Origin of the sequence: Sinanaerobacter sp. ZZT-01, assembly GCF_035621135.1 — a bacterium.
GTDB lineage: Bacteria > Bacillota > Clostridia > Peptostreptococcales > Anaerovoracaceae > IOR16.
Map to the genome: position 1 here is coordinate 549,011 of NZ_CP141728.1, position 25,687 is coordinate 574,697.

Below are 25,687 nucleotides of genomic sequence, written 5' to 3' on the forward strand. Positions count from 1 at the left end.
TTATTCACCTCCTGCTTCTGTGGCAGGCATCTCCGTTTCAGCAGATGGTTCTGTGCCGGAAGGCTGTGCTGTCTGAGTATCGTCCGATACTGCGGGTACGGGATACAGCTTGGCGATAACCTCATCCTGCAGCTTAGTAAACTGAACGGCATTTTCCTTGGAACCCCTGAAAACAAGTGAAAGGTGAAGCTTTCCATCCGCTTCCAGCGCTGCAAGAATTTTTGCTTGTTCGGGCGATACCAGCAATGTCACAGTAGAGGGAAGCTCCTTTTCCTTTTCCTCTTCCTCTTCAGAAATCTCTCCAGTGTCTGTGTCATACCCAGTGCTGGCCGTGACGCCGATCACCTCTACATAGGTCAGTTCCGGGGGGATGACTGTGGCTCCCTGCTTTTTATAGTCCGGTGCAATGACCGAGACAATATCGCCTGAGATGAGCTTGCCGGAAAGCCCCTGGGCAAAGTTTTTGATGCTGACCGAAATGGCCTGTTTATCTCCATTTAAGCTGTACAGATATGCATTTTCAGCAGCTGGAACGTCTGAGAGCTTATCAGTAAGGATATAATCTCCGGGAAACAGGTCCGCTTCGGCATATTTGCCAATCACCGAATCAGGCTGGCGCAGTAAGTTCTCCGGCAGGTTATATCCGCCCACCTCCACTGTCTGCACAGTATCCTTTGTGATCTGGTCGCCGGCTTTGATCTCCTTTACCACCCGGACAATACTTGTTTTCTGCGATACGCTTTGGTTAAACAGCGGAGTAAGCGCAAAGCAGATGAGTAACGAAAGCACGATGCAGAGTACCCCCAGCATCGTGCGGTTTTTTAGAAAACTCATAGAGTCAATTCCTCCTTCTTTCTATTAACATTCGGATTAGAATTAAAAAAAGCGGCGGTTTCGGAATCTGCGGATAAGCAGTGCTGCAACTGCAGCAACCGGAACGGCAACACAAGCGACAGTAACTAATGTTTTTTTCATGGGATAGTCCTCCTTCAAAATAAAAAATAGGCTGCAAGACAGCCAATGGATAGAAAAGGCGCGAGGGGGTATGCCCTTGGCACAGTCCTCCCCCGCAGTTTTTGGATGATAAAACACAGCTTATGAAACAGAAGAAGCAGGATAAGTCCTGCCACTAACGCTGTCATTCCGTTGTAAAAGCCCAGCACCAGACCGGAAGCCGCCATGAGCTTGATATCCCCGCCGCCCATGCCGCCCCAGAACAGGGCGGCACTGAGCAGGACGAGGCTGGGAATCAGTCCAAGCAGTTTTTCCGGCGTAAAATCAAGCAGAGCGGTCAGGACGATGCATAGGCACAGCAGGTCGGGGACGATCCGTTTGCGGATATCCCAAGCGGATACCGCAGTCAGCAGGACAATAAAAAAGCCGCCCTGCAGCAGGAGCCACGGATCAGCCACCATAATTGAACATATCAACGATACGCTGTTTTAATGTAGGTAAGACGGTCTCCCCGAACAGGGCATACAGTCCGGCCAGCACCAGAGCCCCAATGACAACAGCCATAAGGATCTTAATTGCCGTGTCGACGAAATTTTCCCCGTCCTTTCTGCGGAGCAAAGCCTGTGCTTCCAGCGCCTTTGTGGTGAGCTTATTGCTTACCTTGGATACGAATTTTTTCATTGAGATGACCTCCATTTTATTTGATTTGGTTTTTAATATTGGTGTATGGGTGACATGGCAAAACTACAGCCCTGCCATCTGCATACCGGGCTGCTGTTCCGGCTGGGAAGCCTGTTCCATCAGCTGTCTGCCCTGGGTCTGACTCTGTGTCAGTGCCTGCTGGTAGGCATCAACAACCGCTTGATTCAGCTGCTCGCGGAACTCCTTGGTGACCGGGAAGCAGATATCCTTGTACTCGCCATTGCCCGCCTTATAGCTGGGCATGGCAATAAACAGCCCCTTGGTGCTGTCCACGATTTTAACGTTGCGGATAGCAAAGCAGTCGTTTAGGTTGACCGATGCATACGCTCTGACATTTCCATCCGGACGAATGGAGCCGATTTTTACATCGATCTTCATAGGGAGCGGCTGTTCAGCGGCGGTTGGTACGGCTTTCGGTGCAGTTTGTGTTTTACTCATGGGGGAATCCTCCTTCTTCAGATTCTTCTACTTGCAGTGTCTGCTCCCCGGCCTGCAAGAGTGCCTGTCGGTATGCTTCCAGTACCACTTCGTTGATCTGCTCCCGAAGCTCTTTTACGATAGGAAAGCAGGTGTCCCGGTACTCGCCGGAGGTACTTCTGCGGCTGGGCATAGCGGCAAACAGACCGGTGGGTGTTTCGATGACCTTCACGCCCCGGACAACAAAGCAGTCTGCCAGCGTAATGGATGCAAAGGCTCTTACTCTGCCATTCAAGTGAATCGTATTGATACGGGCATCGATTCTGATGGATGTTAATTGCTGGTTCATGTGTTTTCCTCCTTCATTTTCAGGCAATAAAAAAACAGCCCTATGGCTGTGTGGTTTATGGCTACAGATTCATTTGCGGCCCTTCAATTTGTTCCTGCTCCGGCGCTTGAAATGAGATTTCCTTGAAACCAAAGGTATCACAGTAATGAAAGGTGCTGCCGCTTTTATCATACAGCTCCAGCACATCTGACATAGACAGACTGTGCCCTTCATAGCCGGGTGGGTGGTCGACATTAAATTTGGTATAGAGTGCTTCCAGATCATTGGTGTCCACCTCGCCGTCGTACACCACTTGATAGCTGGCGGGGTCCGGTTCTCCGAAGCGTCTTGTAAAGTCGTCATAGCTGATGAATTTCATCATCACATCCGTTTCAGGTGCAATCTGCCACACACGGCAGCGCCTTAGCAGTGCAGCGTTGCCCTCCGGATCAAGGGTTCCCGCCGCCAGACGCTCGAAGGTGCCAGGGCTCCATTCCACTTCCAGTCCCTTTTTTTCTGTGAGATAGGATTTCAGTTCGTCGGTTTGGAACATAGGATCAACCACAGCATTTTCCCCGGAGAGATAGCCTGCCGTGTTTCCGTAGTACAGAATGAGGTTATTTTTAATCTGAATGTTACTCATGAAAAGCCCTCCTTTCCAGGTGAGGCTGATTATTGGAAGTAAAACTCCACACTGTAGGTGATGTTGGACTTGTTATACATGCAGTCGTGATTTGTGTAATAGTAAAACTCCAACTGACTGTAGATGCCGGGCGAAAGGGAACGGCTGAAGGTGATGCCGTTAGTGGTAGTTCCGTAGTCGAGCTGATCCCACTGTCTGGTCAAGGTATTATATCCGCGGACACGTCCGTAGTCGCTGCCGGAATGCCCGGAAACTGGCGGCACTGTGAAGGTGTAATTGGTAATGGTCGCACCGGAGATACCCTGCTCCAGAATAACTGATTCCGGACCTGTCAAAGTCATACCACCACCGCGATTCGGGTCGGCTACAAAGAAAACAATTGCGGCCCAGGGCGATTCGGCGCCGGTGGAGTCCACAGCTTTCACGCGAACCACGTTCTTGCCAAGCGGATAAGCTGTACTTGTTTGTGCGGGACGCCCTTCCCAAATATAGGTGATGGCATCTCCATCCGGATCACTGCTGGAAGCAGTAATGGTGATGGACACGCCCGGGGCTATGCTGTTTCCATTCGGTGTGCGGGTAATCACCGGAGTACTGGGTGCAGAATTGCTTACAGTGAAGGTGATATTCGTCCAGTCAGAATATAACCCCCATACATCCTTGGCACGGACCTTCACGGTGTGAGTTCCCACGGCATAATAGCCGTCGGCGGTGTTGCCGGAGTATTCCAGTGTGACAGTATCCCCATCCGGGTCGGTAGCCGATGCAGTAAGATTCACCCGCAGCTTGGCATTTTGAGCCGTGCGGGTAACGGAAGCACTTCCGGTAGGTTTGTTCGGTGCATTGTTGGTAATGGTGACATTTTGAGAGTAACTAAAGGCGCGCCCCGTGCTGTCTGTGGTACTGGCAGTCAGAACATAGCTGCCTGTGGCACTGATGGTGATATTGCCGCCACTATTGGTGAGACTTCCGGTGTAAGCTGCCGGACTGCCGCCCTTAGTCAGCGCCCACACAAGATTTCTGCCATCCAGTCCGGTGGCTGCCGGCAGGGATACATTAAAACCAGCGCCGATATGAACAGAGGACGGAATGGTAAACGGGAAGCTGGCAACAGGCTTAATTGTTCCTGCATTTGAAACAAACGTAAACTTGCGGCCGTTTGTATCTGTTGCTTCTGCAATCAACTTAACGGAGATCGTTTTGTTGGTAGAGATATGCAGATTTCCACCATTCTTGGTCAGAGCACCTGTTGCATACTCAGTATAAGGTCTGGCGGCTCCGCCATCGACAGAAAGGAGCCATGCCATGTCCATTTCCGCCAGCTCGGAACCCGAAGCGGTAACTGCCATGGAATCCCCGCTGTAGGTCAATGCCGGAACGCTGATGTTCATAGTTGGGATAGGATAGACAGTGAAGCTCCATTTTCTTTCGTAGGTACGGCCGGCAGGGTCCGTCATGGTCAGGGTCAGCTCATAGGTTCCCTTTGCAGGAAAAATGAGGGAGCCGCCTTCTTCTGTCAACGTACCGGAAGCATAAGCAGCATAAGGCTTGGCTTCGCCTGCGTCCTTGCTGATTGTCCAGTAAGCAGCGAGGTTATCCAGATCTGTACCGGTAATGCTAACCGCTCCAGCTTCTCCTGCATACCATACCTGCGGCACATTCAGCGTAACAGATGGTACCGGGTAGACTGTTGTAGCTGCTTTGTACGAGAATACACGGTCAAGCGCATCCGTCATGGAAGCAGTCAGGGTGTAGGTTCCGACATCCTGAAAGCGGATTTTCCCGCCGTAAGCATTCAGACTGCCTTCCAATGCATTGGTAAGTTCCACCGGTTCCCCATCTTTTGTGAGCACCCATTCTACCGGCAGTGTATTGTTATTGCCGCGGGTACGCAGATCAATGGTGCGGTCGGTATGGGTGGCGTCCGGCAGCTCGAAAGAAAGCGTCAGCACCGGCAGGACTTCAATTTTCCCGCCATCCTCATACAGGAACACACGACCGGTTTCGTCGGTAATCCGGGCAATAAGCTCATAGATTCCTGCATGCTTGAACCGGATAGTGCCGCCGCCGTTTGTAAGCGTGCCGTCTAGATAAGTTGCAAGATCCTGGAATCCGAAGCTGTTCTCCAACAGCCACTCCACCTTTAGATCCCCCAATTCCAAGATTTCTGGAATAATGGATACGGGGGTATCCGTATGGGCAGTTTCCGGCAACTTGTAGGTGATACCCGGTACCGGATAGACCTTAATAGGTGCAGTATAGCTGTAGCTTCTGCCAGCAGGGTCTGTAAAGGCGGCCTTCAGCACATATTCGCCCTTTTCCTTAAAGCGCACGATGCTTTCGGTACCGGTCAGAGTTCCTTCCACATAGTCCGAGAGCGTGAGCGCTTCACCGTTTCGGGTCAATGACCACTGAATTTCAGCAGTCCCAAGATGTTGGAATGATGCCTGCACCTGAACACTTTTGTCTGTATGGGAAATCTCCGGCAGATAGAAGCCAACAGCGCCCACCGGGTAGATGGTAACAGCCTGTGATGCTTCAAAGGTTCTGCCAGTTTCATCCGTCAGCGTTCCGGTAAGACGGTACACGCCTTTGTCCTTAAAACGAACTTTGCCGCCTTCATCGGTCAGGGAGCCTTCCAGTTCCTCTGCGATTTCAGCCGTTTCTCCATTCTTCATAAGGCTCCACACCACAGGCATATCATCTGCATTTAGCAGTGTGGTAGAGATGTCCAGCTCCGTATCGGTATGGGCTGCTTCAGGAAGTCCAAAGGTAATCTCTGCAACGGGATAGACTGTTGTACTTTCCGTATGGGTAAAGCTGCGGCCAGTTTCATCGGTCAGGGATGCTGTAAGTGTCTGTTGTCCGGAACTCTTGAACACAAAGGTGCCGCCCTCATTTCCAAGCGCACCATCCAGCATATCGGTAAGAGCTGTTGTTTCACCGTCTTTTTCTGCTGTCCACACAATGTCATGCCCATAGAGCGCTTCCGGTGAATACGACAGCGTAACCGATTTGTCTGTGTGAGTGGTTTCCGGCAGGGCGAAGGTCAGGTCAACCACCGGGTAGACCGTCACCGTTTTGGATAGCACGGTTTCCTTTCCTCTGACGTTTTTCGCTGTTGCGGTCAGGGTATATTTACCCGGCTCCTTAAACTGGAGTATACCGCCCTCCAGACTGAGCGTGCCGGCATCTGTCAGTTCTGCCGGCTGTTCTGAGCCGTCCACGGCAGTTTTACTCAACGTCCATGTAAAGCTCTGCATATATTTCCATACCGGCATAATCTTGATTTCAGTATCGGTATGTGTAGTTTCGGGAAGTTCAAAACGCACCTGCGCATCCGGGTAGGAATAGGAACCTCCCCCTGAACTACCACCGGAGCCGCCGCCGGAGCTTCCTGAATCATCATCGTCATCCGAATTTCCGCCGGGTGTCGGTGTTGGCTTCACAGGATCAGGCGCATTAGGTGCGGGTGTTGGCTTGGGTATTTCCGGTGTGGGGGTAGGTGTTGGAAGAGGTTTCGTTTTATCAATCAGATCCTTGGCCTCACCCTTGGTAACCGGATCATTCGGCTTCAATTTTCCGTCAGAATTTTCTCCGGTAATACCATCCTCTTTTCCGATGATGATATAGCCCTTGTCGCCATCCTTGATGTCCTTGTCATCGTCATAGCCGCTGTGTCCCTGGGTGTTTTTCGCTTCCTCATTCTTTCCGCTGATACGCACCAGCATCTTGATGATTTCGGCACGGGTGATCGAATCATCGGGATGGAAGCCATCCGGATAGTCCGCAGGATCAATGATGCCTGCATCAATCAGCGCCTCAATGTACTTTTCCGACCAATGTCCGTCAATATCAGGGAAACTGGCCGGGTCTTTCTCCACGTCCTTTGTGTCCAGCGGGATATCCCGCACCATAATAGTAGCGAATTCACCACGGGTTAGGATCTCATCCTCCGGGATAAACAAATCGGGACGCTGTTCCATAAAAACAAAAATCCCGCCGCCGATCAGCAGCAGGAGGAGAATGAGGATGACGATTATGCCAACCCTTCTCTTTTTCTTTTCTGCCATGAGAATACCTTCCTTTCAATTTTTTATAAAAGGAGCCAAAGTCTGCAACGCGTTACAGCTTCAGCTCCATGCCGCTATTTTGTTCCTGTTCTTTGCGATGTGCATCCAGTATCTCCTGCGTTGGATAGATGAGTTTACCATCCACCATATCAAAAACGCAGAAATCATCCCGGTCGCAGACCATGATTCGATGCTGATATTCCTTCTGCAGGTCGATGTAGTCCTGCACCTCCTTGGGGCTGCAAAGCCACACACCGGAGGTATAGCGGTCATCCGGCAGAAAGCAATAACCGCTGTACTGAGGCTCATGATTTTTCAAGTCCAGCGCTCCTGCCGGACGAATCTGTGACAGCTGGAGTCTGGCATGATCCGTAAGAATTTCAGGCTTCGCAATGCCGAGAATGTCACTGCGGTTCCAGCGTATCTGTTCGCCATCTGCCAGAGATACGGCAAAGACTGCACGTCCACTGGGATTTTGCTTGCTGCCAAAGCCACCGGTACAGAAATACAGCTGATGATCTGCACTGCGATGGGATTCAGGCAGTGCGGCTGCGCTCAGTACAACCACCTTTCCCTCCAGTGAGAGATCATATCCTGTCTGCCGGCAGTCTTGCGAAGTGAAAAGCTTTTTATCTTCCACGAATTAATTCTCCTTCCTTTGCTTGAGCAGCTCCGTTAAATCGGTGATGAGGCTAAGCTGAGTTTCATCCGGCATACGCTTAATGGCAGCACGAACATAGGCTTCCACCGCTTCAGGCGACTGGTCGCCTACCTCGATAAGCGCCACCTTCTGAATGCTGACTGCACCCTGACGGACATTCAGCTTCACGATATCGCCGTAGTCCAATCCGGATGCAGAGCGCATGTCCTTGGGAATCAGTACTCTGCCCTTACTGTCGATAATGCGGTATGTGTTTTTAGCGTTCATACAAAGTAACCCTCCTTTCTCATAACCTCCCGAACGGTATCGGGGTGAATACCAAGCTCTTGAAAAAGCCCGGTCAGATCCTCTGGCAGCTGATTCAAAATATCTGAGGCAAAAATGACAATGGCACCGTCCCCACAGATGATTTCCAGATCACTGTCGGTGGAAATCCCTGCATCCTCCAGCAGCTCTGCTGGTAGATTCAAACTGTTCTCGTCATCTGATTCATCCTCATCCTCCGGTGCATCCGACAAAGCACACAATGGTACGGCAACCTCGATGCCGGATTGGGTAAGTAAAAGCAAAGGTGCTGATTCCTCCGCCTGGGATGCAAGAATGACATCGACCTGTTCACCGGGCATCAGTCCTGCGGGAATAGCAGGAAGCGTCAGAAGTCCATGGGTATCGACGACCGCTTTTGTTTTCATAATTTTCATAGGATGTTTCCTCCTTCATAAATATCCCTTGCGGGAGTTGGGTTATTGGTCAAAGAAAAAACCGGCGTCAAAAAGATTGAGCTGTGATGGCATATCCAGCAACCTTTCGCCGGTATCATAGTTGGAAATCAGCACCTCGGCGTACTCACTGCCATTGTCATAGCGCTGTGCCAGATTATTAAGACGGCTGACCGATTCAATCTGAAAGTCTTTATACAGCTCCCGAATGAATTCGCAGTCATTGTAGCTGACCAGAAACTTACCCTTGCAGGCTGTCAGCGTATCCCGCAAACGGTAATGATCCTCCTTTCTGAATTCAACAGCGTAATGTCCTTCTGTCTGATAGTAGGGAGGATCGCAATAAATGAAAGCATTTTCTCTGTCGTACTGTCGGATGAGGTCTTCAAAGTCCTTGTTCTCTATGACCGTATCCTTTAAACGAACATTTGCCTGCCAGAGCAGGTGAAAGGCTTTCCGGATATCAAAGGGCTGACAGCCGAAGCTGGTGCATCCGCTTCCGTAACTGTATCGAATGAGTTTATAGAAGGCGGCGGCACGCTTGACATCATTCATGACTGCCTTTTCTGTAAGAATCTGCCGGATGTCTTCGTACTCAAGTGGGGAGATATATCGCTCGGCAAGTTCTAACTCCTTTGCGAGATACTCACTAGTGAATTCCTGCTTCTCCAAATATCTGCGAAGCACACCAAACTCATCTCGCCCATTCAGCGGCAGGAAATTCAGTTCCTGAATCAGTGCAAGGGTTTGCTCCTTAGCACACCGGAACATGTTCGTGAGGTCGTAGTTAAAATCGTTGTACACCTCCATGGCGGTATCAACCGGCCGACCAAACAGCACCCATCCACCGCCGCCGAAAACCTCAATATACCGCCCGAACTCTTTGGGCATCCGCTGATAGATTAGCTCCCGCAATGCTTTTTTTCCACCCACCCAGCTGATGATGCTGTTCATTTTTTCACCTGCCTTTACTGCGGCGGTTGATGGCATCAACATCCGTTTTCATACATGTTCCATCCGGACTCCAGCAAATGAAACCGACACGGGGATAAGGACAGCCCTCGCACCGGGAACGCTCGGCTGGCAGTGGAACGCCATAACGTTTTGGTGGACTGGTTGCTCCCGCACCCGGCTTTTCTAATGGATTTGCTTTTTGATTCATGATTTATGCTCCTTTCGTTGAAAACAAAAAAGGCGCCGCCTTTTTCCAAAGACGATGCCTCATGTTTTCTTATTCTGTTAATGATAGTTGATTCGGAAAAAAGAAAAAGCCCCTCTCAGTTTCAGGTGAAACTAAAAAGGCGCTACATATTGAGATGTGTTCCACTGCACCTTTGGGTTCTCGCAGCGAAATCATTAACGATAACATAGGTTCATACATCCTATGCAAATGTTACCGCTTTACAAAAAGCGAAATATTGCGTACAATACGAGCAGTTGAACTGCTCAATGAAAGCTGTAGCAGTTCAGTGTTCTTATTGTATAAGGAGTGATCATCAGGATGACCTTCGGGGATAAATTCAAGCAGGAAAGAAGCAGGCTTGGCTTAACACAACAGGAAACAGCAGACGGTCTGCAAATTAACCGCCGCATGATCACACGATATGAAACCGGGATCTCGTTTCCCCGCTCCAGAGATGCCTATAAAAAGATTGCCGGCTTTTTCGGAGTGGATGTTAACTACCTGCTGTCCGAAGATCAGGAGCTTACTGTCGTTGCCACTGAGCAGTATGGAAGCCGGGGCATGAAGCAAGCGCAGGAGATCATTGACGGATTAGCCAGTTTATTTGCTGGCGATACTTTGTCTGAGCAGGATAAACATACAGTTATGAAGGCATTGCAGGATGTTTACAGGGAATCGAGAGCAATGAAAACAGGTTAATTTTAATCGGCGCAGATAAACACTAAAAGGAGGTAATGAACGATGAAGTCAGAAAATAGAACCTATATTGCTATCGACCTGAAGTCGTTCTATGCCTCCGTAGAGTGTATTGAACGCAATCTTAATCCAATGACCACAAACCTTGTGGTCGCTGATGCCAGCCGGACAGAAAAGACAATTTGCCTTGCGGTTTCTCCTTCTCTGAAAGCATATGGCATTCCGGGAAGAGCCAGGCTGTTTGAGGTCGTACAAAAAGTAAAGGAAGCCAATGCTCGAAGACAACAGAAAGTATCTGGCCGCAGTTTTACTGGCGCATCTTATCATGATGCCGAACTGAAAGCATCACCTACTCTCTCCCTTGATTATATCGTTGCGCCTCCACGTATGGCTCTGTATATGGAATATAGCACAAGCATTTACAATGTTTATCTTAAGTACATTGCACCCGAGGACATCCATGTTTACTCCATCGATGAGGTGTTCATGGACGTTACAGCATATTTAAATACCTATCAGCTCACAGCGCATGAGCTTGCCATGAAGATCATTCTTGATGTCCTGGACACCACTGGCATCACAGCAACCGCTGGTATTGGGACAAACCTCTACCTCTGTAAAATTGCAATGGACATTGGGGCAAAGCATATCCAGGCAGATAAAAACGGTGTTCGGATTGCGGAACTGGATGAGATGGCTTACCGCCGCTCCCTATGGACGCATCGTCCTCTTACTGACTTCTGGCGTGTGGGGAGAGGCTATGCAAAAAAACTTGAGGAACATGGACTCTATACAATGGGCGATGTTGCACGATGTTCCATTGGTAAATCTACTGATTACTACAATGAAGCCTTGTTATATAAACTGTTCGGCATCAATGCGGAATTGCTGATCGATCATGCCTGGGGGTGGGAGCCATGCACCATTGCCGACGTCAAGGCATATAAGCCCAGCACAAACAGCATTGGATCTGGTCAGGTACTGCATTGTCCTTATTCCTTTGACAAGGCAAAACTGATTGTTCGTGAAATGACCGAGCTGCTGGTACTGGATCTGGTTGACAAAGGGCTTGTGACCGACCAGCTGGTTTTAACAATAGGTTATGACATTCAAAACCTTCAGGACCCGGATTTGAGGAAGTCCTATCATGGCGAGGTAACCACAGATCATTATGGTCGCGTCATACCAAAGCACGCCCATGGCACAGGCAATCTTGGTAAACACACCTCCTCGACAAAACTGATCATGAAGGCTGTTATGGAACTGTTTGACCGCATCGTTGACAAAAAACTTCTGATCAGAAGAATCAACATCACTGCCAACCATGTGATTGATGAAGCGTCAATGCCAAAACCCGATGCCTTTGAGCAGCTTGATTTATTTACGGACTATGAAGCAGTCCGTGAAAGGCAAGCCGAAGAAGAAACCGAGCTCCAACGGGAAAAGAAAATGCAGAGTGCGATGCTGGCGATCAAAAAAAAGTTTGGAAAGAATGCAATCCTGAAAGGCACCAACCTGGAGGAAGGTGCAACGACCATAGACCGAAATAACCAGATTGGAGGGCATAAGGCATGAAGAATTCTTATGACGATATTATCAATTTACCTCATCATGTTTCTGCGACCCGTCCCCATATGCTTGCCCTCGACCGCGCAGCACAGTTTTCTCCCTTTGCCGCTCTGACTGGTTATGAAGCAGCAGTCAAAGAAACTGCTCGGCTGACGGATGAACAGGTAGAGCTGGATGAGGACTCCAAGGCTGCTTTGGAAATGAAGCTACGTATTCTGTCGAATGAACTTTTTAACCATCCGAAGGTCGAGATCACTTACTTCCAAGCCGATGCGAAAAAAGGCGGCGGCGCATATATCAATGCAATCGGTACAATAAAGAAAATAGATGAATACGAGAGAGTTCTTCTCATGATGGATGGGACAAAGATACCGATTGAAGCGATCATCGAAATCGAAGGTGAGCTTTTTCAGGCATATCTTTAATATCCTCTACCTGATAGTCTAATCAACGACTTGCACTCTTTCTCTGAAATAAAAAAAGCACCCTTCTGTTTCAATTCATACTGATGGGTGCTACATATTGAGTTGCATCCCTTGATCGGGATAGAGAATGGCGAGGCGAGAGGTTTGCAGCTCTACCACTTCACCAGTTTCAATCATTTCACGATGCAGAGCAATCCAACTTAAATCCTCCGCACCAGCAGGTTTGGGAGGACCGTGCCCATAACGAAAAGATTTTACGATCACGGCGATGTACTCGGATGCACCACAGTCCTCAAGAAGCTCCGTGTATAGATTGGACCGTTGTATGTCATCTACCTCCGGAATACCGCTCATAATTCCAGCATCGCGAATTCCTGTATTGGTTTCCAGACCAATGATAGAAAAAATTTTGCTCATGATGAATTTGACCTCCTACATTTTATAGTTTCTGTGTCATAAAAAATGGGAACAAAAAAGAGGCTAAGTCTGCAGGTCATTAAAGTTGACCTGAACCTTAGCCTCTTAATTTTCAACTGATAATATATTCACTTCTGCAAATCAATATAAAATTTCATTTCATAGTTGTGTAAGCTCTGAACCGTCTTGTAATTTCATCATCTTATTATGGTCGTATGACACCCTTACGAAGAATATTATCCCGGTTTTTTTAGCTACCTTCTCTTAACCCAAAACTATCGAATTTTCTTAAAATCATCTATGTCATCTGTGGAAGGGGCAAAAAAACGGGGTCAAAAATCGCATTTTTTGAGCTCTGAAACCGGTCATTTTCGAGCCAAAAACCACAATATATTGTGGTCTAACTCCTATTTTTCTTGTCCGAACCACAATACGTCATCATTATCACTGCTTCAACATGTCCGGTCCAAGGGAACATATCGACAGGCTGCACTTCCTTCACCGCATACCCACCTTCACCGAGTGTTTTGATGTCTCGCGCAAGTGTAGCTGGATCGCAGGATACATATACGATACGTTCCGGGTTCAGTTTGAGCACAGCATCCAAAAGCGCAGCATCACATCCAGAGCGTGGTGGATCTAAAATTACGACATCCGCCTTTACATCTCTTAAGCGTTTCGGTAAAACTTCCTCACTTTTACCGTAAATATATTCGGCATTTACAATTCCATTAATCACTGCATTCCGATTCGCATCAAGCACAGCGGATTTTTCACTCTCAATTCCGATGACTCGTTTTGCTTTGGATGCACAATACAGACCGATTGTTCCGACTCCGCAATACAAGTCAAGAACGGTTTCTTTTCCGGTCAAATCCGCAAATTCAACCACTTTATCATATAACACCTTCATCTGAACTGGGTTTACCTGATAAAAGGACTGCGGTGAAATTTCAAAAGACAAATTACCCACTCGATCTGTAATCGTTGGTTTTCCGGCAAGCGTGATACATTCCTTGCCTAAAATCTGGCTTCCTTTGTGCTTATTTATATTTAAAACAACGCTTTCCAAAGACCAGCGCTGCTGCCCCAATTCATCCATGGGCAGAGAATTCACCGCATCATCCATCAGTTCAACAAGGCGTTCTGCCTTCTTCAGATGTGTCCCGTTCACAACCACAATCGCCATAACTTCCCCTGTAGAAAATCCTGACTTCACGATTAAATGGCGTAATATCCCCATTCCATTTTGGGAATCATAAACACTAATTCCTTGCTCTTCTACAAATTTTTTTACTGCACCTGCAAGGACCTCCGCAGGTTCCGCCTGGATCATACAATGTTCGCAATGAACGACATCATGTGTCCTTGGCTTATAAAAACCAATGCTGCATGGTTTGTTATTTCTCAGTTTACCTTCATGATTTTTTATTAGGCGCCCTGCCTGAATCGGAAACTGTGCTTTATTTCGGTAACGGTAAGGTTCTTTCATTCCTAAAGTTGGTTTTACCACTATATCAGTAATCCCGCCGATTCTCTGCAAACGGTCTGAGACCCATTTTTGCTTCAACTCCAGCTGTCCCTCATAATCCATACTTTGAAATAAACAGCCTCCACATTCCTTTGCATAAGAACATTCCGGTGAAATACGATGTGGTGATTCCTGAATCAGCTCCAAGACTCGTCCCTTCGCAAAGCTCTTTTTCACCTGTGTAATTTCTACCTCCGCATAGTCGCCCGTAATGGCGCCTTCGACAAAAACAGTCATGCCCTCTACTCTTCCGATGCCTGCACCCTCTGTTCCCATATCAATGATTTGTACTTTATATTCTTCACCTAAATTCAATTTTATCTTCCTTTCAAACACTCATAAAAAAATGGAAATAACGGTTATTCCCCATACGATCTTCTGCGTTTTATCTACATAATATAAAAACAAATCAATACTCACAAAGGTTGAAATTCACGGCCTGTATTTTACACCATCGTTAATCGTCAATGTATTGTTTCTGTTTTGCTACCAGTTTAGTATACCATAACCTGCATACACTGTCTTCTGCTTTCTCTCATCACAATTCCTATTGCCCCGCAATCATGATAGGCTGTCAGTTTTGATGCTGACAGCCTATCATAACACAAAGCTTTCGCCTAATAACAATTCGTATTTCTCTAAATCCCCAGCTTTTCAAACTCCTTTCGAGCTTGTTCAAGTTGATAATTATAATTTTGCAAAGTCAATTTATATCCCTTCTGACTATCCCAAGGCTGGTTCATCAGTATCTTTCGGATCTGCCATTTTACCCTGGTGTCTTCTTCCTTTAAATATAAATCACTTAAATACGGCGCGGTGGCAGAAGATAAGCGGTAAAAGCTCGCTATATCTAAGCGTTCCAATGTTCCCTGCTGATACCGTTCAATATTGTATTTCGCAATCTGTCCATCTACATTCCCAAATGAAAGAATGAGAAAGCACACGATGAAAGAAATGACCATGGCTTTTCCTGCTTCAAATCGAATAAATTGTCGCAGTAAAATGATACAGAAAAAAGCAAATAGTAAAATCATAAACCACGTTGTATACACCCGAAGTAAGGTCAATCCATAATAATGAATGTACATACCCATTTTACTGATCGCCGTTAAAATCAGCAGTAAAGTAAAAACAGAAAGTATGGATATCTCAATTTTCAAGCCCAGCCCGCTTCTATTTTCTTTATCTTTTTTAGTTTCTTCTCCCTTTACTGCTTCATCCGAAGTGCTTCGCTTCATAATTAAATATGCAACAGCAATAGTCATTAGATTAATTCCAGAAACGGTGCACAACTCAAAAAAACCTCTGCGTGCATATTCTGCATAAGTCATCGATTGCGGTAATATATTGTCAAATGCCGATAAAAGATATGTACCTTGCGAAAAGAAGAATAAAAGATAAATTGCATTTAAAGCCGTTAATGCCGTAAAAATAGCAGCACTTGGTGCAAATTGAAACAATAAGATCGATTCTTTAACCGATTCCGTAGAGTATTCTTCTAGAGATCTGCCAGTCGCATCTCCATAAAGCAAACCATATAAATAACAGCTTACCGGTATCCCAAGTAAAAACTGAACTAAATAGTTTAAAAAATGATTAAAAAACGTAAACGATAATTTCCCGATCATCGCCTCGAAAACTGCATCCGCATTCATCAAAAGCTGCATAACCCAAATCAGAATCGGCGTAAAAAAGAGAAGGCCTAAGGCTGCCATAAAAAGATTCCTTCCCCTTTGACTCTTTTTTCCCATCTGCTTCAATCCTGCAAATTGGCACGTAAAGTTGGAAAACGGTATAAAGAAGAACTGTGTTATTAAATCCCAAAGAATGTACACAGATAACCGGCCTTCCAATCTTCGCTTTGTTGTCACACAAACCCAGTACACCGCAAGGATCGTGACAAATAATACGTTCAACAGCTTTAAAAATAGATTATCAAATAAGAAAAACGGCAATGCGCTAATGAGTGTCAATATCAAGTATGGAATGCTCTGCTTCGTCTGAGGAAATCCACTTTTGTACATATATAATCCCACGCTCAAACAGAATAACAGAACAAAACAAGTCACACTTAATCCCAAATCGGAAAATCCAATCCAGTGCCAGTATAAGAACCCGATCACTGGCATAAATAATGCAAATCCTATGTCTTTTCCTTCAAATTTTTTAGGTTTTACTTCTGTAAGCACCCGAACCTCTTCCTTTACTTTCAATATTTCGTCCATCTTTTCCCCCTATACTCTAATCTCTCAAACGCTAACCTATTTTATCAATTACCTTTTATCCCCTTTTTCATGTAGTTCATCTAAGAAGTTAATCCTTCACGTATTCCAAAATATCTCCCGGTTGACATTCCAAAGCTTTGCAAATTTCCTCTAAAGTAGAAAAACGGATCGCCTTTGCCTTATTGTTTTTTAAAATAGACAAATTTGCAGGAGTAATGCCAATACGTTCAGAAAGCTCTCCGGCAGACATTTTTCTTCTTGCCATCACAACATCTAAGTTCACGATGATTGCCATATTGTTCCTCCCTTCAAATTGTCAATTCATTTTCTCGTTTTAATTTAACTGCCTGTTCAATTACATTCTTCACCACCCTTAAAATCAATCCAAAGAAAACCGCCGCAGCAGCAACTATTAAAAATAAGAGATAATAGTAGCCTGACAGGAATAATATCCCCGCCACAGCAAAACAACACCAAGAAATCGCTCGGAGATACTGCACATTTTTATCAATAAAAACGTAATCTCTCTTTATGTTGTCTAAAAGACGATTTAAGCAGTAAAGTGCGGTCAAAGACGGTACACAACACGCATACACTGTCATTAAAAGTGGTACAATCAAGTCCGGATTCTTCGCAGTATAAGCCATGTACAGCTTGATGAGGCGAGGCGCTCCCACACCAAACAAGACAATAAGCGCCATAACCACCTTTGTGCAAATTGAGGAAAGGTTTACTGATTTCACTGCATTCCACATATAATTTCTTCTCCCCTATTCTTTCATCTTGATTTTTTAGAAAGGATCAAACGACAAATCAAAATTTTCATTTAAAGTTTTTTTGTATCCATCTCGTAGAGATCGTTAATGATTCTCTCATCCATTTATACCATAAATATCCTTTCCTACCTATCATAAAAAAAAATATATCAATTGTCAATATATATTTATCGTTTTTCAATAAAAATATACTGTTTTTCATTAATTTATTGCGATCCTTTTTATTATTTGATACAATATCTTATATGATAAATAGATTGGGAGAATTTTATGTTACATGAGTTTTCAAGAACCGCACTTTTGATTGGAGAAGAAGCCATCGACCGGCTCAGCCACGCTTCTGTCGCTATCTTTGGGGTCGGAGGAGTCGGAGGTTATGTCGCAGAAAGTCTGGCAAGAAGTGGAATCGGTCATTTCACTTTATTTGACAACGATACCGTATCGCTTACAAATATAAACCGACAGATTATTGCAACCCACAAAACACTGGGAAGACTAAAGGTTGAGGTGATGAAAGAGCGGATTTTAGAGATTAATCCAAAAGCGGATGTAAAGATACATTCCGTCTTTTTTACTGCGGATAACGCAGACGAATTTGATTTGTCTCATTATTCCTATATCGTAGATGCGATTGATACCGTAGCTTCTAAACTGCTTTTAATTGAATGTGCAAAAAATGCAGACATACCCATCATCTGCTCTATGGGAGCAGGAAACAAACTGGACCCGACACGATTTGAAGTTACAGATATTGCTAAAACTTCTGTCTGTCCCCTCGCAAAGGTCATTCGTTCGGAATTACGAAAACGGAAAATTAAAGATGTGAAGGTTGTGTATTCCAAAGAGGAAGCATTAAAACCAGCGGTATCCGAAGAAACCGGAAAACGTCAAATTCCCGGAAGCATTGCTTACGTTCCGTCCACAGCCGGATTGATCCTTGCAAGTGAAGTCGTAAAAGACTTAATAAAATAAAGTTGTGTCAAACGACTTTTTCTATCTGATAAAAAAAGCCGCTGCATCCAATCAACAAGGATGCAGCGGCTTTCTATTATAAAACGGTTAAATTTCCATCTCCATGAGAGCCATGCAAAGAGCTTTCCCATGTTTATCCTGTGCCAAAGATCTGGTAACTCCTCCCCCTAAGGTTTTATCCAGAACAAAATTCATGGCACAAATGCTGTCTATATCGTATCGTACAACTTCTCCCTTACAAATCTCACCAAAATACTTCTTTACTCTTTCCGGTGTAATTTTCTCTTTTAACATCGCATAATCTTTTTCATCATACGGGATCAGCGAAATGTTTGAAATATCTCCTTTATCTCCGGTTCGAGAATGTGCTATATCTTTTAATTTCATTTTTTACACCTCCTGATATGAAACTTTTATGTCCACAATTTCCCTTGGAACGAAAATGGAACAGATTGAAACGACTTCGGAAACTTTCTTAGTTGCCCCTGCTCCTCCTGCCGGTCCGTTAGTATAAAGTGCTTCCACTTCATTGGCAATCAATTCCGCATTGTGTCTGTCTTTTGTCCTGCCCGAGCATCTAACTCTGATTTCCGAAAAATGATCGGGAGCAAATTGATCTGAAATCTCGCTTTTATATAAGGAGTTATAGCCAATAAAATCGGTTCTGTATTCTTCCATCTCAACGCCTATCAACTGAAGCCGTTTTTCAACAATTTCCGCAGCCAGCTTCGCTCGATTCATACAATTCGATCCGCCGTAGCTGATTTCTCCTTCTCCGATAAAGCAATCCTTATATCCAACACTTACTTTCAATGTTTCCGGCTTTCCATGGGAAGTAGCATGCATCGCTTTTACTCTGTCTTTTCCTACTTGTGTAAACGTAACATGAGAAAAATCAGCGATTACATCCGGTGTCATATACTTTTGCGGATTATGAATTTCATAAATCATCTGTTCCTTACAGGTATCCGTGCTCACGATTCCACCGGAGCCTTCTACCTTAGTCACGATAATTTCACCTGTTTCATCAATTTCTATCAACGGAAATCCCAAACGTTCCAAATTCGGAACATCCTTATATCCCGGGTCTGCATAATATCCTCCGGTGACCTGGCCTCCGCACTCCAGCAGATGCCCTACCAACACGGCCTGCCCCATTTGTTCCGGATTCTTTTCCAGATTCCATCCGAATTCATGCACCAATGGTCCAATCGCAAGTGCGGGATCTGACACTCTTCCTGTAATAATAATATCCGCTTCATTTTTGAGTGCTTCGATAATTCCATCGGCTCCACAGTATACATTTGTGGATAAGATCGATTCTTGAATCTCTCCTAAAGAACAATCTAACTCCAATACATGATTGTCATAGTACTTTTTTATGTCATCAAAAATATCATCACCGGTTACTGCTGCTATTTTCAATCCGCTTACCCCTAGTTCCTTCGCCAATGCAACGGTTACTTCTGCAGCCGCAAGAGGGTTCGCTGAACCCATATTTGTGATTACTTTGATTCCATTTTTTTTCGCTAAGGGAAGAATTTTTCTCATTCTTGCTTCCAGCAGCTGATTGTAGCCTTTTTTCGGATCTTTCATTTTGTCCTGCTGTCCGATTGCAATCGTTCGTTCCGCAAGACACTCAAACATGATGTAATCCAAATTTCCTTTTTCCATCAATTCAACTGCCGGTTCAATACGGTCACCGGCATATCCGGCTCCGCTCCCGATTCTAATCTTCTTCATTTCTATACCATCTCCTCATTCACTGCTGGTAAAATATACTCACGCCAGCTACATTTATTAAAAAGCAATTGCACCAGTTACTGCTGCAACAATTACGACTACTATAGATACACCCCAGGCTAATGGCAACGTTTTTCTCTGATGTTCCGCCAAATCGAGTCCTGTAAGACCGGTAAGAAGGAAAGTCGCTCCGGTCAGCGGGCTGATCGGGAATCCTAAAGTCATCTGGCCTGCGATGGATGCTCTTGCAATGGATAGTGGGTCTCCTCCCATCATCTCTACAGCCTGAGATAATACCGGAAGCACTCCATAGTAATAGGAATCCGGATCGAATACCAAGCTCAAAGGAACACCTAATATACCAACCAAAACTGGTATAAACCCACCTAAAGATGTCGGTATAAAGGTCACAATGGCTTCTGCCAAAGCAGTAAGCATGCCAGAACCCTGCATGATTCCAATAAAGGAACCGGCCGCAAATAACATCGATGCCATCATCAGCGCAGCCTTTGCGTGAGAATCCACTCTTTCTTTCTGCATTTTAATATCCGGATAATTTATCAGTAATACCAATGCAGTTCCAATCATAAATACAGCGGCAGGCGGCAGGATTGATTTCAGCATAACGGCAACCGCAGCAATAATTAAAATAAGATTGACGATAAACAGCTTTGGCCTTTTTAACTCTGCCTGTTCTGGAGTTTCTTCACTCTCCGACTCATCCAAATGAATGTCGTTCAACGTATCTCCCAGTCTTTTCTTCTCCGCTCTTCCTAAGAATACCGCGATGATTAGTATTGTAATAAATCCGCAAATCATTGGAATGAGCATCGGATTAAAAATACCATTAATATCAGATTTTAATGCGGTTATCGCTCTTAACGTAGGGCCACCCCACGGGAGCATGTTCATAATACCTGCACCAAGCGCAACCAATGTTGCAAGTGTCGTTGCACGCATCCCCAATTTCTGATACAAAGGCAGCAATGCCGGAATCGCAATTAAAAACGTAACTGCTCCCGAACCATCTAAATGAACAATCGCTGCAAGCAGGAAAGTGCCGATACAGATTTTAACCGGGTCTTTTCCCACTACTTTTAAAATCCCCTTCACAATCGGATCAAATGTGCCTGCATCTGACAGGACGCCAAAAAACAGAATAGCAAAAATAAACATTACACCGGTAGGAGCAATATTTTTCAGCCCGTCTGTGATAAAAGTCCCCAATTGGGAACCCTGACCCGCGACCAGGCAGCCTATAATAGGTACAATGATAAGTGCAAGAAGTGTCTGCAGCTTTTTCGTCATAATCAAGGTAAGCATTATGACAATTGTTAAAAATCCAATAAGCGCTAATGACATAAACCATTCTCCTTTTCTTTACTAAGTAATACGATTTACAAGTGAAACCCCTTGGCCTTTGGGGCTTTCACCTTTGTACCATAATATATAGCAATTTGCATGCCAACTGTATATTCATTGAAATGTTACCATTTACCCTCTCTGCTAATTAAAAAATTATCAATATCTTTCTAAAATATTAGAAAGTATAATTCGATTCGTTATAAAATAATACCCCAAACAATGAGAATTATGCGTTTCTAAAGAATTAGAAAGAAACAGGACAATTTCTAATTTCTTAGAAATTGTCCTGTTTCTTATTGATCGTTTAATTTATTATAAAGAGTCGCCAGTGAGATTCCAAGCTTCTCAGCGACATTTTTTTTATCTTCTACCGATTCTCCGTAAAATTCAACTGCTTTTTTTATCTGCTCCTTTTCAAACAGCCGTACTGCCTCTGCCAGCGGCTTAAAATAGTAATCACTTTGATTTAAGTCCTCTAGTACGGAAGGAGGCAGACTTGAAACTCCGATTTCATTGTCGTGGCAGACTACTGCGCTGTATTCCAACACATTGTTTAACTCTCTTACATTCCCCGGCCAGTTATATTTATAGAGAATTCCTTTTGCCTCTGCACTGATGGAAAGGTTTCTCTTCTGTTGAATTCCAAGTACCCCAAGATGCTTTTCCACAAGGGGAATAATATCTTCCCTGCGCTCTCTGAGAGGGGGGAGGTGCAGAGGAAACGTGGAAATCCGATAATACAAATCCTTTCTGAACTTTTTCTCTTCTATATATTTTATCAAATCAACATTACAGGCACATATGAGTCTCACATCAATCCCGATTTCGGAAGTTCCTCCTACGCGTCTTATTTTCCTTTCCTGAATAACCCGAAGTAGTTTTGCCTGAAGATTATAATCCAATTCAGAAACTTCATCTAAAAAAATGGTTCCTTTTTCTGCAATTTCAAAAATACCCGGTTTTCCGTTCTTATTTGCTCCGGTAAAGGCACCGCCCTCATATCCAAAAAGCTCACTCTCCAGTATGTTTCCGTTAAGAGCTGCACAATTAATCGCTACAAAAGGATATTCTTGTCTCAGACTTTCATTATGAATTGCCTGCGCATATAACTCTTTGCCGCAGCCGCTTTCTCCATCAATGAGCACAGAAATATCCGACTTTGCAATTTTCTTAGCATCTTCTATGCATTTTAAAGAAGCCGCACTTTGACAAATGATATCCTGAAACTCATATCTTGTCCCATTTGTATGTCTCATTCTTTCTTTCAAATCCGATTGCTTTTTTTCAAGCTCTTTTAACGTATCCATAATAAATTGTGCATTTCTTAAGAAAGTAACCGTTGAAACTCCGCCTCTCAGAGTTCCATCCTCAAAGATCGGATAAATGTTTGCAAAATATTCCTCCCCCTTTTCCTCCCGAAAGACGACTTCCATCGGCTTTCCTTTTCTTAAAACCTGAGGCATTCTTGCTCCCGGACGAATTTTTGTCAAAACCGAGCCCTTTACTTCTTCTAAAGTATGGCCGATAAAATCGCCGTAAGCACGATTAAAATACACAATTTTGTTTTCTTGATTGACGATAAGAACGCCTTCATCCATAGCATTTAATATGGTCTCAAATTTTATCATACAGCCGCCCCTCCCTCTCTTTGTTATAATAATAACATTCTGCCACCTCGGGTTCAATTACTTATCCATTTCTTAGAAATTTCTTTATTCTTGATCCCATATTTGCTTCAATCCGTACCTGAGGATTCTTTCACGCTGTATGCATTTTACTTAATTTTCTTCTAAGCTATGAAGCAGTTTTTTTAAGCTGCCTTCGTTCATCAGTTGGACACTTTCAAATTTCCCTCTATAAAAAATAGCCCAATTATTGAATACACTGGGAACATGCTTTGCTTTCTCAAGTGTATCTACCTCAATCATGTCAAGAGGGATCTCATTCTTTTTGCAATATGCTGTAACCTGCTCGATGCAATTTAAAATGAAAGGGCATTGTTTGCTATAATAAATAGTAAGCCTTTTACTTTTAATTGCTTGTGCCTTTGCGCTTTCTGTAAAATTTGGCTTCGTCCCTTCAAATGACAATGCTAAGAGTTCATACATATCTCCTATCGTATCAGCCACCTGAAAGCCATATTTTTGCATAAATTTTTTGTCAGAAAGGTATGGTTTTTTCTTTTTCGAACTGATGATACATACCCCGGATTTTCCTTGCTTCTTTGCATCCTCTATGCAATACTCTAAAAGCTCCTGTCCGCATCCCTGCCCTTTGAAACTTCCGGAAACCCATAAGCAGTAAATGTAGATATAATTCTTCCCCTCAACCGGAACCCATGCGGTTTCAAGTGGCGCATATTCAATGAAGACTTTTCCCTTTGCATCGAGCTTTCTAAAAACATGTCCTTCGTCAAAGCGTTCCCTCAACCATTGTTTTTTTACAGAGACACCACATTGATGCTTTTTATCCGAAATCGCACAGCAAACATGCTCGTTTTCAAGGTTTTCTTCTGTTAAATTAATATATCTATGATTCATTTAATAGTCTCCTATTCTAAAAAATATTTTATTATTTATTTTTTTGCCTTTTTAATCGGATGCCGCAAAACTGTTTTTAATTTGCGTCATTCCCTGTATCGTTTTTGTCTCTTCGTCATAAGAGCCTATATGCATGCACTGGACACAAATGCCTTCGTCATAGGTAAAATATTCTGCTTCGGAAAAATCTTTTTTCTTTTTATTTCCTGCTTCTTTAACTGCCCAATCAAAATCTTGCTTGTCCACAAAATCAGGCAGACGAATCATAGAGATCCACTGAAATCTCTCTTTCTGCAAAAAATCAACTCCCGAAACGCCCTCCTGCCACCAAAGACCTTCTAGCGGTGGTACAACGTATTCAAAATAGCCTTCTATCTCATATGGACTCTTTTTGCTCATTTTAATCGTATAAGCAATTCCGTACAGCATTTCCACTGCTTCTTGGTATTTACTGATTTCTTCATTCGGATTTCCCTTCCCTCTTACCGCAATATAATTCATTTTCGGAATTTCCACAATAACCGGCTTCTTCGGCGGAATATAAAATTCTTTATATTCTTTTTTAAAATCAAATGCCATGCCTAAGCCTCCTTTCAGCAGCCACAACCGTATCTCGTTTTACTCCACGGTCGTCCGGTCCCTTAGATCGATACTTATTTAATTTTTTCTGCGCTTTTCAGCCTATCTTTATTATAGCCAATAAAACCAAACAACAGTGTGTCATATTATGAAATTATGAATCAATCTACTATTTAAAATAATATACTTTCGCTTATTTAACCTGAATCCTATGTAATCCATAGCACATAAAAAAATTTGCAGGTGCTTCTGCACTTGCAAATTTTTTACACACATATAACCCTAGCTGTAACGAAATCTGTTTTACTCTGTTATGTCCTTATAGCACCACCACCAATCCTCACAGGTCAGACCCATACCGCCCGGATTGTTAACCCGTTCCAATAGCTGCTCATACGTCCGTGGTGGCGGCACCATGACCGGCTGACCAGGCACCCAGTTTGCGGGAGTCACTACCTGGTATTCATCAGTTGTCTGCAATGCCTCCACCAAACGTAAAATTTCTGGAATGTTTCTGCCATTTGTTAAAGGGTAAGTAAGTATCGCCCGAACGATTTGATCCGGATCGATGATAAACACATTCCGCACTGTTTGCGTTTCACTGACATCTGGTGCGATCATACCATACAATCTTGCCACATCCCCCATGCGGTCTGCCACAACCGGGAATGGTATCTCAATCCCTGTATCTTCAAAAATCGAATAAACCCAAGCCAAATGGGACGGGTTACTGTCAATACTTAGACCTAATAGCTTTGTATTCCGGCTTTCAAATGCAGGATTTGCATTGGCGAATGCAATGAATTCAGTAGTACATACCGGAGTAAAATCCCCGGGATGAGAGAAAAAAACAAGCCAGCTTCCTTTATAATCAGACATCTGCATCGGCCCCATTGTCGTATCTGCATAAAAATCAGGAGCCTTCATTCCAATTGTAAGATGATTTTCTTCCATTTCTATCTACTCACCTTCTTTCTTTATATGCTATGTCTGATTCCCTTACTTCATGCCTAACGGCTAAAATCGTTTTGTTAAAATACCATTAGAGCAATCTAAAATGAGAGAAACTCCATTATTTCAGCAGCAAAAAAAGATTGACAAAGACTCTATGCTTTCATACAATATCATTAATTGATATCATATAACGATATTAAAAAATGTAAGAGCAG

General features: G+C 44.2%; 26 protein-coding genes and 1 pseudogene. 4 read left to right on the forward strand and 23 right to left on the reverse strand.

Features of this window, described 5'->3' with window-relative positions:
• The 11 genes from cpaB to U5921_RS02720 form a co-directional block, all read right to left on the reverse strand.
• Positions 1 to 834 (reverse strand): Flp pilus assembly protein CpaB, encoded by an 834-nt coding sequence (gene cpaB, locus U5921_RS02670; RefSeq protein ID WP_324824946.1) that lies wholly within the window; start codon positions 832 to 834, stop codon positions 1 to 3.
• A gap of 155 nt (positions 835 to 989) precedes the next feature.
• Positions 990 to 1,415, reverse strand: a complete 426-nt coding sequence (locus tag U5921_RS02675) for an A24 family peptidase (RefSeq protein ID WP_324824947.1) — start codon at positions 1,413 to 1,415, stop codon at positions 990 to 992.
• On the reverse strand, positions 1,405 to 1,635 hold the full coding sequence (locus tag U5921_RS02680) for a DUF6133 family protein (RefSeq protein ID WP_024345959.1): 231 nt from the start codon (positions 1,633 to 1,635) through the stop codon (positions 1,405 to 1,407). The genes U5921_RS02675 and U5921_RS02680 overlap by 11 nt, the downstream gene beginning before the upstream one ends.
• Before the next feature lie 63 nt (positions 1,636 to 1,698).
• Entirely contained in the window at positions 1,699 to 2,094 is a 396-nt protein-coding gene (locus tag U5921_RS02685; RefSeq protein WP_283673325.1) for a SpoVG family protein, read from the reverse strand.
• Positions 2,087 to 2,422 carry a SpoVG family protein gene (locus U5921_RS02690; RefSeq protein WP_283673326.1) on the reverse strand — a complete coding sequence of 112 codons (336 nt, stop codon included), beginning with the start codon at positions 2,420 to 2,422 and terminating at the stop codon, positions 2,087 to 2,089. The genes U5921_RS02685 and U5921_RS02690 overlap by 8 nt, the downstream gene beginning before the upstream one ends.
• Positions 2,423 to 2,483: 61 nt before the next feature.
• Positions 2,484 to 3,044, reverse strand: a complete 561-nt coding sequence (locus U5921_RS02695; protein ID WP_283673327.1) for a YodL domain-containing protein — start codon at positions 3,042 to 3,044, stop codon at positions 2,484 to 2,486.
• Between the two features lie 29 nt (positions 3,045 to 3,073).
• Positions 3,074 to 7,117: an S-layer homology domain-containing protein gene (locus U5921_RS02700; RefSeq protein ID WP_324824948.1), complete on the reverse strand. Its 4,044-nt coding sequence runs from the start codon at positions 7,115 to 7,117 to the stop codon at positions 3,074 to 3,076.
• Between the two features lie 52 nt (positions 7,118 to 7,169).
• On the reverse strand, positions 7,170 to 7,757 hold the full coding sequence (locus tag U5921_RS02705; RefSeq protein ID WP_324824949.1) for a hypothetical protein: 588 nt from the start codon (positions 7,755 to 7,757) through the stop codon (positions 7,170 to 7,172).
• Between the two features lie 3 nt (positions 7,758 to 7,760).
• Entirely contained in the window at positions 7,761 to 8,045 is a 285-nt protein-coding gene (locus U5921_RS02710) for an AbrB/MazE/SpoVT family DNA-binding domain-containing protein (RefSeq protein ID WP_283673330.1), read from the reverse strand.
• Positions 8,042 to 8,479 (reverse strand): hypothetical protein, encoded by a 438-nt coding sequence (locus tag U5921_RS02715; protein ID WP_283673331.1) that lies wholly within the window; start codon positions 8,477 to 8,479, stop codon positions 8,042 to 8,044. The genes U5921_RS02710 and U5921_RS02715 overlap by 4 nt, the downstream gene beginning before the upstream one ends.
• A gap of 42 nt (positions 8,480 to 8,521) precedes the next feature.
• A complete protein-coding gene (locus U5921_RS02720) occupies positions 8,522 to 9,451 on the reverse strand; it encodes a DNA adenine methylase (RefSeq protein ID WP_283673332.1) in 930 nt (309 codons plus the stop codon).
• A gap of 547 nt (positions 9,452 to 9,998) precedes the next feature.
• On the opposite strand from U5921_RS02720, the gene U5921_RS02725 reads away from it, so the two are divergent.
• Genes U5921_RS02725 through U5921_RS02735 form a run of 3 tightly spaced genes read left to right on the forward strand, consistent with a single transcriptional unit; the run spans position 9,999 to position 12,370 of the window.
• Entirely contained in the window at positions 9,999 to 10,379 is a 381-nt protein-coding gene (locus tag U5921_RS02725) for a helix-turn-helix domain-containing protein (RefSeq protein ID WP_283673334.1), read from the forward strand.
• 42 nt (positions 10,380 to 10,421) lie between these two features.
• The gene (locus U5921_RS02730) at positions 10,422 to 11,951 is read left to right on the forward strand and encodes a DNA methylase (RefSeq protein ID WP_283673335.1); all 1,530 of its coding nucleotides are present in this window, start codon (positions 10,422 to 10,424) and stop codon (positions 11,949 to 11,951) included.
• Entirely contained in the window at positions 11,948 to 12,370 is a 423-nt protein-coding gene (locus U5921_RS02735) for a hypothetical protein (protein ID WP_283673336.1), read from the forward strand. Before U5921_RS02730 ends, U5921_RS02735 begins: the two co-directional genes overlap by 4 nt.
• Before the next feature lie 90 nt (positions 12,371 to 12,460).
• Here U5921_RS02735 and U5921_RS02740 read toward each other — a convergent pair whose 3' ends face one another.
• From U5921_RS02740 to U5921_RS02760, 5 genes are all read right to left on the reverse strand, one after another.
• Complete coding sequence (locus U5921_RS02740) at positions 12,461 to 12,787, reverse strand: hypothetical protein (RefSeq protein ID WP_283673337.1); 327 nt, start codon at positions 12,785 to 12,787, stop codon at positions 12,461 to 12,463.
• A gap of 400 nt (positions 12,788 to 13,187) precedes the next feature.
• Positions 13,188 to 14,633, reverse strand: coding sequence for a 23S rRNA (uracil(1939)-C(5))-methyltransferase RlmD (gene rlmD / locus U5921_RS02745; RefSeq protein WP_324824950.1), 1,446 nt, complete (start codon positions 14,631 to 14,633; stop codon positions 13,188 to 13,190).
• Between the two features lie 323 nt (positions 14,634 to 14,956).
• A complete protein-coding gene (locus U5921_RS02750) occupies positions 14,957 to 16,543 on the reverse strand; it encodes a DUF4173 domain-containing protein (RefSeq protein ID WP_324824951.1) in 1,587 nt (528 codons plus the stop codon).
• Between the two features lie 88 nt (positions 16,544 to 16,631).
• Positions 16,632 to 16,838 carry a helix-turn-helix transcriptional regulator gene (locus tag U5921_RS02755; RefSeq protein WP_324824952.1) on the reverse strand — a complete coding sequence of 69 codons (207 nt, stop codon included), beginning with the start codon at positions 16,836 to 16,838 and terminating at the stop codon, positions 16,632 to 16,634.
• 13 nt (positions 16,839 to 16,851) lie between these two features.
• Entirely contained in the window at positions 16,852 to 17,298 is a 447-nt protein-coding gene (locus U5921_RS02760) for a DUF2975 domain-containing protein (protein ID WP_324824953.1), read from the reverse strand.
• A gap of 291 nt (positions 17,299 to 17,589) precedes the next feature.
• Here U5921_RS02760 and U5921_RS02765 point away from each other — a divergent pair, with 291 nt between their 5' ends.
• Positions 17,590 to 18,291: a tRNA threonylcarbamoyladenosine dehydratase gene (locus tag U5921_RS02765; protein ID WP_324824954.1), complete on the forward strand. Its 702-nt coding sequence runs from the start codon at positions 17,590 to 17,592 to the stop codon at positions 18,289 to 18,291.
• A gap of 87 nt (positions 18,292 to 18,378) precedes the next feature.
• Here the strand turns inward: U5921_RS02765 and U5921_RS02770 are convergent, their stop codons facing one another.
• The 7 genes and pseudogenes from U5921_RS02770 to U5921_RS02800 form a co-directional block, all read right to left on the reverse strand.
• Positions 18,379 to 18,678 (reverse strand): hypothetical protein, encoded by a 300-nt coding sequence (locus U5921_RS02770; protein ID WP_324824955.1) that lies wholly within the window; start codon positions 18,676 to 18,678, stop codon positions 18,379 to 18,381.
• Between the two features lie 3 nt (positions 18,679 to 18,681).
• On the reverse strand, positions 18,682 to 20,034 hold the full coding sequence (locus U5921_RS02775; RefSeq protein WP_324824956.1) for an acyclic terpene utilization AtuA family protein: 1,353 nt from the start codon (positions 20,032 to 20,034) through the stop codon (positions 18,682 to 18,684).
• 57 nt (positions 20,035 to 20,091) lie between these two features.
• Positions 20,092 to 21,396, reverse strand: coding sequence for a citrate:proton symporter (locus tag U5921_RS02780; protein WP_324824957.1), 1,305 nt, complete (start codon positions 21,394 to 21,396; stop codon positions 20,092 to 20,094).
• Positions 21,397 to 21,692: 296 nt separating this feature from the next.
• Positions 21,693 to 23,027, reverse strand: coding sequence for a sigma-54 interaction domain-containing protein (locus tag U5921_RS02785; protein ID WP_324824958.1), 1,335 nt, complete (start codon positions 23,025 to 23,027; stop codon positions 21,693 to 21,695).
• A gap of 150 nt (positions 23,028 to 23,177) precedes the next feature.
• On the reverse strand, positions 23,178 to 23,939 hold the full coding sequence (locus tag U5921_RS02790; protein WP_324824959.1) for a GNAT family N-acetyltransferase: 762 nt from the start codon (positions 23,937 to 23,939) through the stop codon (positions 23,178 to 23,180).
• Positions 23,940 to 24,026: 87 nt separating this feature from the next.
• Positions 24,027 to 24,518 (reverse strand): annotated as a pseudogene (locus U5921_RS02795) (GyrI-like domain-containing protein); the annotation flags it as partial.
• Between the two features lie 303 nt (positions 24,519 to 24,821).
• Complete coding sequence (locus U5921_RS02800; protein ID WP_324824961.1) at positions 24,822 to 25,472, reverse strand: peroxiredoxin; 651 nt, start codon at positions 25,470 to 25,472, stop codon at positions 24,822 to 24,824.
• Positions 25,473 to 25,687: the final 215 nt, after the last annotated feature.